The organism is Halomicrobium sp. IBSBa, assembly GCF_017612575.1.
Taxonomy (GTDB): domain Archaea; phylum Halobacteriota; class Halobacteria; order Halobacteriales; family Haloarculaceae; genus Halomicrobium.
In genome coordinates, this window is the sequence record NZ_JADPQC010000010.1 from 1 (window position 1) to 13933 (window position 13933).

Annotated in this window: 18 protein-coding genes and 1 tRNA gene; 11 read left to right on the forward strand and 8 right to left on the reverse strand. The window is 65.6% G+C overall.

The features are described from left to right. Positions 1-346: 346 nt before the first annotated feature. A tRNA-Cys gene (locus tag IL252_RS16300) sits at positions 347-422 on the forward strand. Between the two features lie 272 nt (positions 423-694). Here IL252_RS16300 and gap read toward each other — a convergent pair. Then, positions 695-1702: a type I glyceraldehyde-3-phosphate dehydrogenase gene (gene gap, locus IL252_RS16305; RefSeq protein WP_208628884.1), complete on the reverse strand. Its 1008-nt coding sequence runs from the start codon at positions 1700-1702 to the stop codon at positions 695-697. A gap of 560 nt (positions 1703-2262) precedes the next feature. Between gap and IL252_RS16310 the strand changes: the two genes are divergently transcribed. Then, positions 2263-2655: an Hsp20/alpha crystallin family protein gene (locus IL252_RS16310; RefSeq protein WP_018256786.1), complete on the forward strand. Its 393-nt coding sequence runs from the start codon at positions 2263-2265 to the stop codon at positions 2653-2655. A gap of 9 nt (positions 2656-2664) precedes the next feature. On the opposite strand, the gene IL252_RS16315 is transcribed toward IL252_RS16310, so the two are convergent. Next, positions 2665-3531 (reverse strand): RimK family alpha-L-glutamate ligase, encoded by an 867-nt coding sequence (locus IL252_RS16315; protein WP_208628885.1) that lies wholly within the window; start codon positions 3529-3531, stop codon positions 2665-2667. 101 nt (positions 3532-3632) lie between these two features. Then, positions 3633-4163: a 50S ribosomal protein L16 gene (locus IL252_RS16320; RefSeq protein WP_015761633.1), complete on the reverse strand. Its 531-nt coding sequence runs from the start codon at positions 4161-4163 to the stop codon at positions 3633-3635. Between the two features lie 136 nt (positions 4164-4299). Between IL252_RS16320 and IL252_RS16325 the strand changes: the two genes are divergently transcribed. The 4 genes from IL252_RS16325 to IL252_RS16340 all read left to right on the forward strand — a co-directional run bounded on the left by IL252_RS16325 (position 4300) and on the right by IL252_RS16340 (position 7378). Continuing rightward, positions 4300-5301 carry a glutathione S-transferase family protein gene (locus tag IL252_RS16325; RefSeq protein WP_208628886.1) on the forward strand — a complete coding sequence of 334 codons (1002 nt, stop codon included), beginning with the start codon at positions 4300-4302 and terminating at the stop codon, positions 5299-5301. 70 nt (positions 5302-5371) lie between these two features. Next, positions 5372-5878 (forward strand): type IV pilin, encoded by a 507-nt coding sequence (locus tag IL252_RS16330; RefSeq protein ID WP_208628887.1) that lies wholly within the window; start codon positions 5372-5374, stop codon positions 5876-5878. A gap of 58 nt (positions 5879-5936) precedes the next feature. Next, a complete protein-coding gene (locus IL252_RS16335) occupies positions 5937-6119 on the forward strand; it encodes a hypothetical protein (protein WP_208628888.1) in 183 nt (60 codons plus the stop codon). After that, positions 6116-7378, forward strand: a complete 1263-nt coding sequence (locus IL252_RS16340; protein ID WP_208628889.1) for a glycosyltransferase family 87 protein — start codon at positions 6116-6118, stop codon at positions 7376-7378. Before IL252_RS16335 ends, IL252_RS16340 begins: the two co-directional genes overlap by 4 nt. Here IL252_RS16340 and IL252_RS16345 read toward each other — a convergent pair. Together IL252_RS16345 and IL252_RS16350 are read right to left on the reverse strand one after the other, a co-directional pair. Then, positions 7368-8057 (reverse strand): carbonic anhydrase, encoded by a 690-nt coding sequence (locus tag IL252_RS16345; protein WP_208628890.1) that lies wholly within the window; start codon positions 8055-8057, stop codon positions 7368-7370. The two genes, IL252_RS16340 and IL252_RS16345, sit on opposite strands and share 11 nt — an antisense overlap. Before the next feature lie 170 nt (positions 8058-8227). Next, entirely contained in the window at positions 8228-8422 is a 195-nt protein-coding gene (locus IL252_RS16350) for a cold-shock protein (protein WP_018256778.1), read from the reverse strand. A gap of 208 nt (positions 8423-8630) precedes the next feature. On the opposite strand from IL252_RS16350, the gene IL252_RS16355 reads away from it, so the two are divergent. From IL252_RS16355 to IL252_RS16365, 3 genes are all read left to right on the forward strand, one after another. Next, complete coding sequence (locus IL252_RS16355; protein WP_208628891.1) at positions 8631-9383, forward strand: DUF429 domain-containing protein; 753 nt, start codon at positions 8631-8633, stop codon at positions 9381-9383. A gap of 75 nt (positions 9384-9458) precedes the next feature. Continuing rightward, positions 9459-10271, forward strand: coding sequence for an aldo/keto reductase (locus IL252_RS16360; RefSeq protein WP_208628892.1), 813 nt, complete (start codon positions 9459-9461; stop codon positions 10269-10271). 49 nt (positions 10272-10320) lie between these two features. Further along, entirely contained in the window at positions 10321-11535 is a 1215-nt protein-coding gene (locus IL252_RS16365) for a Gfo/Idh/MocA family protein (RefSeq protein ID WP_208628893.1), read from the forward strand. Between the two features lie 18 nt (positions 11536-11553). Here IL252_RS16365 and IL252_RS16370 read toward each other — a convergent pair whose 3' ends face one another. After that, positions 11554-11850 carry a hypothetical protein gene (locus IL252_RS16370; protein ID WP_208628894.1) on the reverse strand — a complete coding sequence of 99 codons (297 nt, stop codon included), beginning with the start codon at positions 11848-11850 and terminating at the stop codon, positions 11554-11556. Further along, the gene (locus IL252_RS16375) at positions 11851-12195 is read right to left on the reverse strand and encodes a helix-turn-helix domain-containing protein (RefSeq protein WP_170092849.1); all 345 of its coding nucleotides are present in this window, start codon (positions 12193-12195) and stop codon (positions 11851-11853) included. 105 nt (positions 12196-12300) lie between these two features. On the opposite strand from IL252_RS16375, the gene IL252_RS16380 reads away from it, so the two are divergent. Both IL252_RS16380 and IL252_RS16385 read left to right on the forward strand, forming a co-directional pair. Further along, complete coding sequence (locus IL252_RS16380) at positions 12301-12492, forward strand: hypothetical protein (protein ID WP_208628895.1); 192 nt, start codon at positions 12301-12303, stop codon at positions 12490-12492. After that, positions 12489-12833, forward strand: a complete 345-nt coding sequence (locus tag IL252_RS16385; RefSeq protein ID WP_208628896.1) for a hypothetical protein — start codon at positions 12489-12491, stop codon at positions 12831-12833. Before IL252_RS16380 ends, IL252_RS16385 begins: the two co-directional genes overlap by 4 nt. A gap of 6 nt (positions 12834-12839) precedes the next feature. On the opposite strand, the gene IL252_RS16390 is transcribed toward IL252_RS16385, so the two are convergent. Then, positions 12840-13874 (reverse strand): Gfo/Idh/MocA family protein, encoded by a 1035-nt coding sequence (locus tag IL252_RS16390; protein ID WP_208628897.1) that lies wholly within the window; start codon positions 13872-13874, stop codon positions 12840-12842. Positions 13875-13933: the final 59 nt, after the last annotated feature.

Below are 13933 nucleotides of genomic sequence, written 5' to 3' on the forward strand. Positions count from 1 at the left end.
GCGGTTAAGCCTGCCAGCGTTCCGGTGAGTACTGGGGTGTGCGAACCCCTGGGAAAGCCGGTTCGCCGCCTGCTATTCATACTACAGAGCCCGCAGCCGTGGTGGCTGCGGGCTTTTTTCATATCGACCGGGGAGCGGTAGTGCCCGGTCTCTCCGTGCTTAGCAGTGGCGACACTGTGTCTATCGACAGCGCCGACACGACGCTGTGGTCGTGACCACGCGACAGTAGCAGTCGGCGGTTTCGTTTGTCGTGGGAGTCGACGTAGCGCCTTCGGCAGTCGTCGACGGAGGAGTGTCGAACCGAGACCGCTACGCTTAAGCGAACCACCCCGTTACCTGAAACTGCGCCAAGGTGGCAGAGTTCGGCCTAACGCAGCGGCCTGCAGAGCCGCCCATCGTCGGTTCAAATCCGACCCTTGGCTTTCTACGACGCACAGACGCGGAGAGTAGTTCGAACCACGACCGTCGGCTCGACTACTCTCAGTGACGAATCGGTGTGTTCGATCGAGAAGACCGTAGAAGTCGCTGGAAAGAGGAAGCCTGTCATACAATAGTTCCCAACTAGAAGATTTCGAACAGCTCCGTCTGAAATAGATTGTGAAATGCAGTGTCTCGCTCACTTAGGCGTGAGATGAATGATTAGAATCACGACGTAGAGGGTGTGAGACGTATTCTATGACACGCTGAAGAGGCGTTACTCGGCGACGTACTCGGCGAGGTCGAGCATGCGATTGGCGAAGCCGAACTCGTTGTCGTACCAGGTCAGCACTTTGACGAGGTTGCCGACGACGTTCGTGTTCTCGAGGTCGACCATCGTCGAGTACGGCTGGCCCAGCACGTCCCGAGAGACGATCGGGTCGTCGCTGACACCCAGTACGCCTTCGAGTTCTCCGTCGGCAGCGGCCTCGAACGCGGCGTTGATGTCGCTCTCCGTGGCGTCCGTTTCGAGTGTACAGACGAACTCGGTGATCGAACCGTCGGGGACCGGGACGCGCATGGCCATCCCGTCGAGTTTCCCTTCGAGTTCGGGGAGGACTTCGGTCGCGGCCTGAGCAGCGCCCGTCGTCGTCGGGATGATGTTCTCGGCTGCAGCGCGGCGACGGCGGGGCTTGCTGTTGGGGCCGTCGACGAGGTTCTGGGTGCCCGTGTAGGCGTGGACCGTCGTCAACTGTCCCGACTCGATCCCGAATTCGTCTTGCAGTACCTTCGCGACCGGGGTGATGGAGTTGGTCGTACAGGACGCGTTCGAGACGACGTCTTCACCGTCGTACTCGTCGTGGTTGACGCCGTAGACGAGTTGCTTGACCGGCGTGTCGCCCTTCGGCGGCGCGGAGATGACGACTTTGTCGGCACCGGCGTCGAGGTGTTGGCTCGCGTCCTCGTGACTGCGGAAGATGCCGGTCGACTCGAAGGCGATGTCGACGTCCAGCTCTTCCCAGGGAAGCTGGGTCGGGTCGGTCTCGTGGAAGACGCCCGCCTCGAAGTCGGTTCCCTCGACGGTCAGAGTCCCGTCGTCGAGGCTGGCACCGTCGAGTCGTCCCATGACGGAGTCGTACTTGGCGAGATACTCCATCTCCTCGTCTTCCATCACGTCGTTGATGCCGACGATCTCGACGGCGTCGTTGTCCAGCGATGCGCGGAACACGTTGCGACCGATGCGGCCGAAGCCGTTGACTCCGACGCGAACGGTTTCTTCGCTCATGGTACATAGCCCGTCCACCGTCAGTAAATGGTTTTCGAAGTGGACGTGATTCGGTACTGTTCTCTCTCGTTGTCAACGTCTGGCACCGCAACTGGTCATTGTCTACACTGAAATGACCAGTATTCTATTCCGATTGTCAATATATGGGTGCAAGATAGTTCGTTTGGTATTATAATTCTGTTCCCCGCCGGCAATGGGGTTGCATCTGCGGAGCGTGTCGACGTTATACTGCTATTCATGGTGTGGGTTCGTGGCTGCGTCTCTGAACGCAATCCGGGTGATATATCCCGATCAAAACCGAGCTCAAACAATCGCAATCGGATCGTTTCGTTCACGTTCCTCGTGTCGATGTCCGCAATATTCGTTTCGGTGTCGGTGCCTGGATAGTCCGTCAGAGACACCGTCTCGGTAGAGGCGGTCGTCGACGTGGGGCCATCAGCGTATCCACGTATACGGGCCGCTCATTGTCGCCCTCGGTCGTCCTCGTTGTAGACCTGCGTCTGATTCTCCAACGGGTGGGCCGAAGGTTTATTCCCCAACGTCCGTCTAGGGTAGGTAGGATGAGACGCGACGACCGCGACGACCCCTTCGACGAGTTCTTCCGCGAGCTAGAGCGGATGATGAACGACGTGATGGGACCGGAGGGCGACGTCCACATCGAACAGGGTGGCGGCGGTTCGAGAGGCACAGATATGCACCTCGACGTACACGAGACGGACGATCAGCTCCGGGTCGTCGCCGACGTGCCGGGTGTCGACAAGGACGACATCGATCTGAAGTGCGACGGTACGGTCTTGACGATCGAAGCGGCCGGGACCCACCGCGACTACGACGACCAGATCACGCTGCCCGCCCGCGTCGACGAGCACTCCGCGAACGCGACGTACAACAACGGTATTCTCGAAGTCACGTTCGACCGTGCAGAGGATCCCAGCGACATCAGTCTGAACTGAATCGCTGGCCTACTGGCTCTTTGCTGTCGTCTCGATCAGCGCCGCGACGTCGTCCCAGAATCCCGTTTCGTACTTGGTGGCACTGTCGATCGTCGGGCGTGCGTTCGTCTCGTTGACGACCGTCCGCTCGTCGGTCACGAGGAGGTCGACGCCGAGATAGTCGATCTCCAGCGCCGCTGCTGCTCGCCGTGCCAGTTCTCGTTTTTCGGACGCGAGCGTCACGCCGGTGGCCTCGGCCCCTCGGTGGACGTTGTGCTTCCACTGGCCGCTGGCCAGTGCGTCCTCGGGGAGGCGGCGCTCGACCGCGCCGACGTACTCGCCGTCGACGATCATCGCCCGGTAGTCCCGTGCGTCGGGGAGATACTCCTGGACGAGAAAGGACTGGTCGCCGGTCGCCCGATAGTCGTGGACCAGATCGAGGTAGTCACAGACGCCCAGGAACGAGTCGAGGTCGTGGGCCTTCGCGACGCCGACCCCGCGGGTCGTCGCGTTGGGCTTGACGACCACCGGCGGATCGAACTGCTCGAATGCTGCCCTGAGATCGGCTTCGTCGATCGGGTTGGAGACGACGACGGTCTCGGGCGTCGGGAGGCCGGCCTGCGAGAGGTGGGCGAGTGCCTCGCCCTTGTGTCGGGAACGCAAGATCGCCTCGCGGTCGTTGACCCACGGCACGTCCAGGAGTGCATCGGCGACGCCGCCCTCGGCGAGTCGCGGCGGGAAGACGAAGCCGGCGTCGTACTCGTCGAACGGCGAGTCGGCGAGCGAGACCGTCCGCTCGTCGGTCCGGACGTGCGAGACTTCGATCCCACGCTGGGCCAGTGGCTCGCGCATGCGATCGAACGTCTCGGCTCTCGTCGGCACGGCCAGCCTGAGCATACGTTGCTCTTCGGTGCTGTGCCCCTGAATCTGACGCTCGGCGTGGAGAAAACTGACTACCGAAGCCCGAGGTGGCAGAAATCCGCCAGCGCCGCTTCAGCTTACGCGATCAGCTGCTCTTCGCCGCGTTCGACCTTGATGCGGCACGGGGGCGTGATCTTGTTGTACGCGCGGCGGAACGCTTCCTTGACTTCCTCGGCCTGGTCGACCTCGCAGTAGGCCGTGAACAGACGCTCGTTGGCCTGGACGCGGGCGGCGGTGCCGACGATCTTCCCGAAGGCCTGGCGCATGCCGTCGGAGACACGGTCGGCCCCGGCACCGGTTGCCTGTTTGTTCTCTCTGATGACCTGGTGGGGGAACTTCCGCAGCGTCATCTTGTAGTTGCCTTCGCCGAACTCCTTGATGAGGTGGCGGTTCGCCGAGAGGCGCGAGGCCTCCATGGAACCGTGGCGCAGCTGACACTCTTCCTCGACGATCAGGGAGATCTGGACCGGGTAGTCCTCGGGGTCGGCGTCCTTGTTACCCATCTGGTGCTGTGCGATCTTCGAACCGGGAATGCCCGTGATGTACTCGCGGCGCGTGTACGAGGGCTTGTTGATTTCCCGGTACATCGAGGCTGGCTTGTCCGACATAGATACTCTTGGCGGATACGTGGCCGAGCGAGCGTATTAAGCCTTCGAACTCCCGGCGTCTCCGTGTGTCGCTGTTGCACGGTAACCCGCGTGTCACTGGGCCGTTTTTGAACGTGTAGCCCCAAGAGAGAGTACGATGAATATGCTCGTAGACGGGGAGTGGCGCACCGACGCCTATCAGACGACGAACGAGGACGGGGAGTTCGAGCGGGGCACCACGTCGTTCCGAGACCGCACCGAGGACGATCCCGACGCACGCTTCCAGCCCGAGGCCGGCCGGTACCACCTCTACGTCTGTCTGGCCTGCCCGTGGGCTCACCGAACGCTGCTGATCCGGTCGCTGAAGGGGCTCGAAGACGCGATCTCCGTCGACTACGTCGATCCGTTCCGCGGCGACGACGGCTGGCAGTTCACGCCAGAGAAAGTCGGCTGTACCGAGGACAGCGTCAACGGCAGCGACTACCTGCGAGAGGTGTACCAGGCCGCCGACCCGGCGATGACGGGTCGAGTGACCGTCCCCGTGCTGTGGGACAAACGCGAGGAGACGATCGTCAACAACGAGTCCGAAGAGATCCTTCGGATGCTCGACACCGAGTTCGACGCGGTCGCGACCAGAGACGTGGACCTCTACCCGGAGGGCTACCGCGAGGCGGTCGACCGGATCATCGACGAGATCTACGAGCCGATCAACAACGGCGTCTACCGTACCGGTTTCGCCGACAGTCAGGCGGCCTACGACGACGCCGTCGACGAACTGTTCGACGCGCTGGACCACTGGGACGCGGTGCTGGCCGACCAGCGGTACCTCGCTGGCGACCGACTCACGGAGGCCGACATCTGCATGTTCACGACGCTGGTGCGGTTCGACGAAGTGTACCACACCCACTTCATGTGCAATCGCCGTCTCATCGAGCAGTACGACAACCTCTGGCCGTATCTGCGCGACCTGTACCAGACGCCGGGCGTGAGCGAGACGGTGAACATGGACCACATCAAAGAGCACTACTACACGACCCACCCGGACGTGAGTCCCAAACGGATCGTCCCGGCCGGCCCCGAGCCCGACTTCGACGCGGCCCACGACCGCGACGAACTTCCCGGCGAGCCACCCGAGGCGCTGCTGGAGACGGCCGACTAACCGCGGCTGACCGTCTCACCGTTCGATCTCGAACGATGGTTTAATCCGTTCGAGGCCGACGGACGGAACGATGACGACCGTGGGTGGTCGGAGTGACAGAGGCGTTAGTCCCGTTATCGGCGTGGTGGTACTGGTCGCGATCGTCGTGGTGCTGGCGGCGACGATCAGCGTCTTCGCGCTTCAGTTCGGTGACCGAGGCCAGGAGCCCGCGCCGTCGGTCGCGATGACGGCACAGTACGACGAACAGACGACACCGAACGGTCAGTACTTCCATCTCACCGTCCGGAGTGGGGACCGGATCGAGACCCGCCAGCTGTCTCTGCAGCTCCGTGGTGCGGTCGACGAGACGGGGACGCCGGTCTCTATCGACGAGAGCGCCGACCCGCTGGGGACACAGGCCGGCTCGGTCCTCGAAGCCGGCGAGACGATCTCCATCGGTGCGAACCAGGTGACGCCCCGGCCGGCGTCTGGCGGGTACCTCGATCTCGGCGACGCACGCATTCTCCTGGTCTGGAACCCACAGGAGCCCGACCGCGAGGAGTCGGCGATCATCTGGCGCTGGGAGCCGACTCGTTGATCGGTCGGGGGTAGTGACCACCGCAAGTATGAGGTAGGTCGCCACTCTCAGAACGGGCATGGAATCAGAGGCGTGGCAATCGGTCGACATCATCAAGAACAAGCAGGGTGAGCCCCACGTGCTCCAGCAGAAAGTCGAGGTGTACACCGCCGGCGTCACCGAGGAGTCGGCCGGATACACGAAGCCGACGGTCGAACACCGGCTCGTTCCGCTGACGGAACTCACGAAGTACTCACAGTGACCGACGAGCGAAGAGCGGTGCGGGCGACGCTCGCGGCCACGATCGTCGCGGGACTGGTCTACCTGCTCGCCGTGCCGCTGCTTCGCCCCGCACAGGTGGCGGTCGCCACCGACGTGTACTACCACGCCGGCACGACGCTGCTGGCCGGCGGGGACCCCTACGCCGTGACGCCCCCCTCTCACCCGACCTTTCACTACATCTATCCGCCGCTGGTGTTGCTGGCGTTCGTCCCGCACGTCCTGACCGGGAGCCCGCTGGGTGCGTACCTGCTCCAGACCGCGTGCAACCTCGTGACGGCGGCCGTCCTCGCGGTGGTGATCGTCCGTGCCATCGAGGACGCCGGTGTCGCGCTGGCTCGGCGGGACCGCCTGCTCGTTGGTGGGGTCGTCCTCGGCTCGATCCACTCGGTGCCGGTGCTGGTGATGGGACAGGTGAACCTCCAGTTGGCCCTGGCGATCGCCGTCGGCGCGCGACTGCTGGCGGGTGACCGTGAGTTGCGTGCCGGCGGGACCTTCGCGCTGGCCGGGGCGGTGAAGCTGTTCCCGGCCGTGGTCGGGCTCTGGCTCCTGGCCCAGCGGTCCTGGCGTGCCGTCGGCGCTGCGGTCGCGACCGGACTGGGGACGATCGCGGCCGGGCTGGTCGTGTTCGGCGTCGGGCCGACGTGGACCTTCTTCACCGAAGTCGTCCCCGGCGAGCGGCAGGCAGAAGCCTTCTCCGGTGGCCTCGATCCGTCGGCGATGTTCGTGACGATTCGGCGGCCGCTGGCTGCACTCGCTCCGGATCTGTCTCCCGACGCGCTCGCTGCCGTCGCGCTGGTGCTGTTGGTCCCGGTCGTGCTGGCGTCGCTTCGCGACCTGCGGACCGAGGTCGGACGGCTGGTCGGGCTCCTCGCGACGCTGCTGGCCGCGCTCGCGTACCTGCCACTGGAGCCGTTCTACTACTCGCTGCTGTACTACCCGCTGCTGGTCGTCCTCTATCGCCTGCAGCCGGGGCGCGTCCGCAGGCTCTTTCTCGCCGGGACGCTCGGCCTCTCCGCGATCATCTCGTACCCGTCAGTCGAGCAGTTGCTGGTCGTCGCACCGCTCCCGGCCGAGACTGCCGCGACGCTAGAGGCCACGGCACGCGCGCTGTTCTCGATCGCCCAGCCGCCCCTCGTCGGCGTCGTCCTCCTCTTTGCTGGCTGCGTGTACTGGCACCACGAACACGCCGCTCGTGGGTCCGACGCGGCCGAGCCGACGGAGCGCCCGACTACGAAGTGAGCCGCTGTGCGTACTCCTCGTCTCCCTCGTCGAGCGCTGCCCGCACTGCCGCCGGATCGGTCTCGCCGTCGTCGTTTACGAGGTACGTCCGCCCGCGCGGGCCGTCGTACGCGCCGTGGAGGTCGTAGACGAACCCGTACACCGACACGTCGTCTGGGATCGCCTCGGCCTCTTGGAGGAAGGCGACCTGTCGGTCGACGTTGTACTCGACGAGTCGATTGACGACAGTCGCCTCGTCGGCGTCCGTGTCGACGGCCTCTAGACCGTCCGCGACGACCGAACCCAGCGTGTCGATCCACTTCGCGATCCCGCTGGGGTGGCTGTGACTCGATCCCGTGCCGGCGTGGTAGGCCGCCGTCACCGCGCCACACCCCGTGTGGCCGACGACCGCGATCGTCCTCGTGCCGGTGTACTCGATCGGATACAGGAGATTGCCGTTGACGACCTTCTGGCCGTCGACGACGTCCCACGCCTGGTTGCCGATGTTGCTCGGCGTAAAGAGCCAGCCGGGGCCGTCGACGTCGAACATCCCCTCCTGTGAGACCCGCGAGTCGGCACAACAAATCGAGACGGCGGCCGGGTGTTGCTCCTCCTGGACTTCGTCGAAGTAGCCCGCCGGCCGGCTCTCGACGTGGGCCCGGTTTCCCGCCAGTAGTCTCGCGCGGACGTGTTCGGACATGTTCGAACGATCTCACGACGCGCTGTTAAGTCCACTGGCGAACTGGGCGTGAGACACCGAAGGGCTTCGGCGTCGCTGGCCGGTTCATAGAAACGAAAATTGCCGGAGAGACGTAGAACGGCGATTACGGCCGAGCACGCACTCCGAGACCGCTGACGAAAGCGACCGACTTACAGTCGGGTGACGTTCGTCGCGCGGGGGCCTTTGTCGGCCTGTTCGATGTCGAATTCGATCTCCTGGCCTTCCTCGAGGTCCGGGCCGCCCACGTCTTCCATGTGGAAGAACACGTCGTCGTCAGCGTCCTCAGTTTCGATAAAGCCGTAACCGCCCGTGTCGTTGAAGAAATCAACAGTACCGGTTGCCATTGCGATTGTACGCATGAGAGGGGGACGGATAATACTTCCGAGGGTCGGTGTACCACGGACCACGGTCTCCGATGGGGTTCGTCTCGCCCTCCCAGCGCCGCGCCCGACGTTGGTTTGCACCCCGGTCCGGCAGCAATCCACCACACGAGTGTATCTGTGCCGGGTCGTCGCGGCGTACGTTTTTGTGTTCTCACCGCCAGAGGCCGGTATGGCAGACGACGGCGTCTGGGTCGGGGCACACGTCGCCGACGGGACCTGGATCGCGGTGGCGTTCGACCGGGCGGGGTTCGACCACGCGGCGACCTTCGACGGGATCGGTGACCTCTGGTTTCGCTACGAGGAGGACGCGGCCGCGATCCTCGTCGACGTGCCGATCGGACTGGTCGAGGAAGCCGAGGGCGAGCGCGAGTGTGACGAGTTGGCCCGCACCCTCGTAGGGCCACGGGCCGACGAGATCGTCGCCCCGCCGGCACGCGAGGCGCTGCGCAAGCGGCGCTACCCCGTCGCGAACCGCACGCACGAGCGCGCGACCGGGGTGTCCCTCTCCGAGCGGGCCTTCGAACTCAGCGAGACGATCGCGACGGTCGATCAGTTGCTCCGGGAGTTCTCCGAGGCCCGTGATCTCCTCGCTGCCGCCCACCCAGAAGTCGCCTTCCTCGCGTTCGCGGGCGAGCGCATGGAGCACGACCGCCGGACTGCCGGCGGGTACGCCGAACGCCTGCGCACGCTAGCGTCGATCGATCGGGACGCTCCGCCCGCGGTCCAGTCCGCCGCCGAGGCGGTGGACGACGCACCGGTCACCGTCGCCGACGTACTCGACGCGGTGGCGCTTGCCTACACGGCACTCCCCCACGAGGGGCGACTGCGCTCGCTCCCGCCTCGGCCACCGCTCGACGACAACGGCCTGCCGATGCAGATCGTCTACCGGGCCGACGCGGCGCTGGTCGAGCCGACGGCGTGACCTGCGCTTGGGTTACGACGACACGTGTCGTCCGCGACCGCCAGCGGCAAGTCGTCCCAACCACTGGTTCGAGTGATGCCACGAGACGACATGCCGCCGCTCGGTCTGGGGACCTACTCGGAGGACGACCGCGAGCAGTGGACCGACAACGTCAGCACCGCGCTCGACGTTGGCTTTCGCCACGTCGATACCGCACAGGTGTACGAGAACGAGCGGTACGTCGGTGAGGGACTGCGATCGTCGGCCGTCGACCGCGACGACGTGTGGCTCTCGACAAAGACTGTCCACCACGACGTGCCGCCCGAGGCCGACCAGGTGCCCGACGCCATCGACGGCTGTCTCGACAGGCTGGGCGTCGACGCCGTCGATCTGCTGTACGTCCACTGGCCCTCCGGCGTCTACGACCACGAGACAGTGCTGCCGGCCTACGACGACGCCTACGACGCGGGCAAGACCCGCCACGTCGGGCTGTCGAACTTCACCCCCGAACTGCTCGACGAAGCGATGGACGTGCTCGACGCGCCGCTTTTCGCCCACCAGGCCGAGATGCACCCACTCCTGCCACAGGACGACCTCGTCGCTCACGCCCAGGCACACGACTACACGTTCGTCGCCTACTCCCCGCTGGCCAAGGGCGCGGTCTTCGACGTTCCCGAGATTCGAGAGGTCGCCGAGAAACACGACGCCACGCCCGCCCAGGTCAGCCTCGCGTGGATCACCAGCCACGACAACGTCGCCGCCATCCCCAAGGCCAGCAGTCGCGAGCACATGCAGCAGAACCTCGCCGCGCTCGATCTGGAACTGGACGACGACGATCTCGCCCTGATCGACTCGATCGACCGCCGCGAGCGCGTCATCGACCTCGAGTTCGGTCCCTGGAACTGGTAACAGCCAGCCGACCCTGAGCGTTTTAGTCGTTGGCTCACTGCCTTCCTGTATGACCGACTCCTTCGGCATCGGCTTCGTCAGTGCGGGGTTCATTACGCGCGAATCGCACGCACCCAGCGTGGGGTACCTCCCGGACGTTCACGTCGCGGGAATCCAGAACCGCACGCGGGAGAACGCGGAATCGCTCGCCGACACCTGCCGCGAGGAGGGGTGGGGCGATCCGAGCGTCTACGGCGAGGACGCCGTCGCCGACCTCGTCGCGGACCCCGACGTCGACGGGCTGTGGGTGACCAGCCCGAACTTCACGCGCGTCGACGTGGTCGAGGCCGCCGTCGAGGCGGTCGAAGACGGGGCCGAGCTACGGGGCATCGCCCTGGAGAAACCGGTCGCGCGGAACCTTCGGGAGGCCAACCGGATCGTCGACCTCGTCGAGGGGGCGGAGCTCCCTCACGCCTATCTGGAGAACTGGCCCCACGAGCCCGACATCGACAAGCTCCGGGCGCTGCTGTGGGAGCAGGGCCGCGGGGCCGGCCGTCCCTACATCGCCCGATCGCAGGCCGAACACGGCGGTCCCCACTCCGGGTGGTTCTGGGACGGCCGCAAGCAGGGCGGGGGCGCGCTGACGGACATGCTGTGTCACGCGCTCGCGGGCAACGACTTCCTGCTGTCGGACCCGGACGGCGAGGACGACCTCGAACCGGTCAGCGTCTCCGCCGACACGGAGACGATCAAGTGGCAACAGGACGACTACGCCGACCAGCTCGAAGCCGACTTCGGCATCGACTTCCAGTCGAACCCGGTCGACGACTACGCCCGGACGACGGTGCGCTACGAGGACGGCGACGGGCGGACCGTCGTCTCGGAAGCGACGGGCTCGTGGTGTTACGTCGGTTCCGGCGTCCGACGGACGATCGAGCTGCTCGGGCCGGAGTACTCCGGGCAGGTGCTGTCCGACGACGAGTCTTCCAGCGTCTTCTTCTCGGACGAACTGGGCGAGGGCGAGGGGTGGGCGGAGAAACAGACCGCCACCAGCGGGCGAATGCCCATCGCCGCCGCTGACGTAGTGAAGAGCGGGTTCGTCGCCGAGAACCGGGACGCAGTGGCGGCGTTCCGGGCCGGCGAGAACGCGAGGCTCGACCTGTCCGACGGCGTCCGGATCCTCCGGCTCTGCATGGCCGCGTACAAGGCCGCCGAAGACGGGGCCGACGTCGACCTGCGGGACGCCGATCTGGAGGGGTACACCCCACCGCCCGCACGGGAGTGACGGTCGACGGTGTGACCGTCAGGGATCCATCCGGAGCGCGTAGATGATACAGAGGAGACCGACGAGTTCGAACGTCTGAATGATCGCCTGTCCACCCGGACCGGACAGCCACGGGAACAGCAGTGACAGCGCGACGACGGGGAGTGGCAACCCCAGAATGATGCCGAAGCCGATCGCGAAGAACAGCATCGGTCGGCTGTCGTTGCGCCGGTAGCCCCTGAACGCCAGGTAGGCGATGAACAGGCCAAGCGCCGCACCGACCAGTTCGTAGCCCTGTAACAGCAGTCCGACCGTCCCGAGTATCTCTATCGTCATCTAGATCTCCTCCACGAACCGCGTGAGCCGGTCGGCCATGTTCTCCCGGCGGTCGATCGACAGTTCCAGCTCCCCCTCGACCAGTTCCACGGTCACGCTCCGGACGTTCGGTTCGTACACCGTCCGGTGGTGGCCCCCTTCGGGGTCGGGCCGAGTCTGTCCGACGATCAGGTCGGACGCTTCGAGCTGTTCGAGCCGACGGTAGATCGTCGGTCCTGACGCGTCACACCGCTGTTCGAGTGTACTCGCTGACATGGGTTCCTGGCTGGTTTGCGTGAGGATGCGTCGTGCTGTCTCGTCTTCGAGCAGCCCCGCGACAGTCCCGATATCGGGGTCCTCGCTCACGGTAGTCGGTACGCGCGAGGCGACCGTAAAAACGACTCCGGTGCTTCAGCGCGTGAAGCACTGGTCGTGTTCCTATGCTCCCGGCCGACCCAGTGTGCCCTACCGATGTCAGACACCGTTATCGTCCCCGGCGCGTTCGGACCGCTGTTCGTGGCCGCCGTCTCGGCGTTGGCCGTCGGCCTCGTCTGGCGGTACGGACGCGCCTCGCTGGCTGCCCGCCCGGCCTCAACGCAGCGAACGGCACCGTCGAGTCGAGACAGCGCCAGCGCCGACCCAACGGTCGTGAGCGAGCCGTGACTGTCTCCCGGCGCGCTCTCCCCGAACTCACGTCGCTCGGGCTGGTCCTCGCGACGGCCGTCTCGGGGTTCCTGCTGGCCCCGTCGCTCCCGGAGACGATGATCGTCGGCTGGCACATCGGCGTCGACGGCGAACTCTCGATCACTCGCGGCCCGCGGCTGCTCGGCCTGACCGTGCTCCCCGCGCTGTCGGTCACGGCCTACCTCTGCCTGCGACCGGCCCGCCTCCTCCTCGATCTGGAGACGGCCGTCCGTCCGCGGTACTACGAGACGCTCGTCCACCTCGTGCTCGGCGCGCTCGCCTTCGGGCAGGCGTGGCTGCTGACCGTGAACCTCCAGTAACGTCGGTCACTCCACCAGGTCGAGTCGCTCGCCCCGCTGTGCGCTCCGGCGTGCCGTCTCGATGATCCGGTGGGCCTCCCGGCAGAAGGCGGGATCGGCCGGCCCCTCCGGCTCCCGATCGGTCTCGATCAGGTCGACGAGGTAGGTCGCCAGGTTCTCGAAGCGGTCGGGCAGCGGATCCGGCTCGACGGTGTACCCCTTCGGCCGATCTGCGGTCGTCACGCGGATCGCCGCGTCGGGGGTGCGCGTGCTGACGGTCCCCTCGGTCCCGACGATCTCGTACCCCTTCACCGGCTGGGGCTGGATCTCCCAGGGGTTGGTGAGCAGCCGCCAGGAGGTCTGGAGCGTCGACAACCCCTCCTCGTACCGACAGATCGTCGAGCTCTGTACGTCGACGTCCATCCCCTCCGGGACGTACCGCTCGGCGGTCACCGACTCGGGCAGCTCTCCGCCGCGGAACCACGTCGAGAACGTCGCACCGTAGCCGAGGTAGTCAAGCATCGAGCCGCCCCCGTCCTCGGGATCGTAGAACCAGCTGTCGTCCGGCGGCGCGCCCGCGTTGCCTCCGTAGTACTGGACCTCGATCACGTCGCCGACGGTGCCACTGGCCACGAGGTCCTCGACGGTGTGTTTCACGGGGTCCCACATCACCGGCCAGTTGACGACGAAGCGCCGGTCCGTGTCGGCCATCGCGTCGAGCATCCGGTCGGCGTCGGCGAGCGTGACGGCCATGGGCTTCTCGATGGCGAGGTGTACGTCGTAGGCCGCGACCCGCTCGACGAACGTGGCGTGTTTCGAGTTGCGCGGGCAGCCAAACACCACGTCCGGTGCCGTCGCTTCGAGACACTGCTCCAGATCGTCGTAGATGTCGTCCTCGGTGAGCTCGCACTCTTCGACCGCCGTCTCGACGGAGCCGGTCGAGGTCTCCGCCTCCTCGTCGCAGACGGCGACGACCTCCATCTCGGGGTGGTCGTGGGCCCAGCCGAGATTCGTGTTCATATGCATCTGGTCGAAGTTCGCGCCGACGACCCGGTATGTCATACTCGATCATCAGTGCGGCACGGCAAAAGGATTGTGCGCGCCAGTGTCACACCACGTTC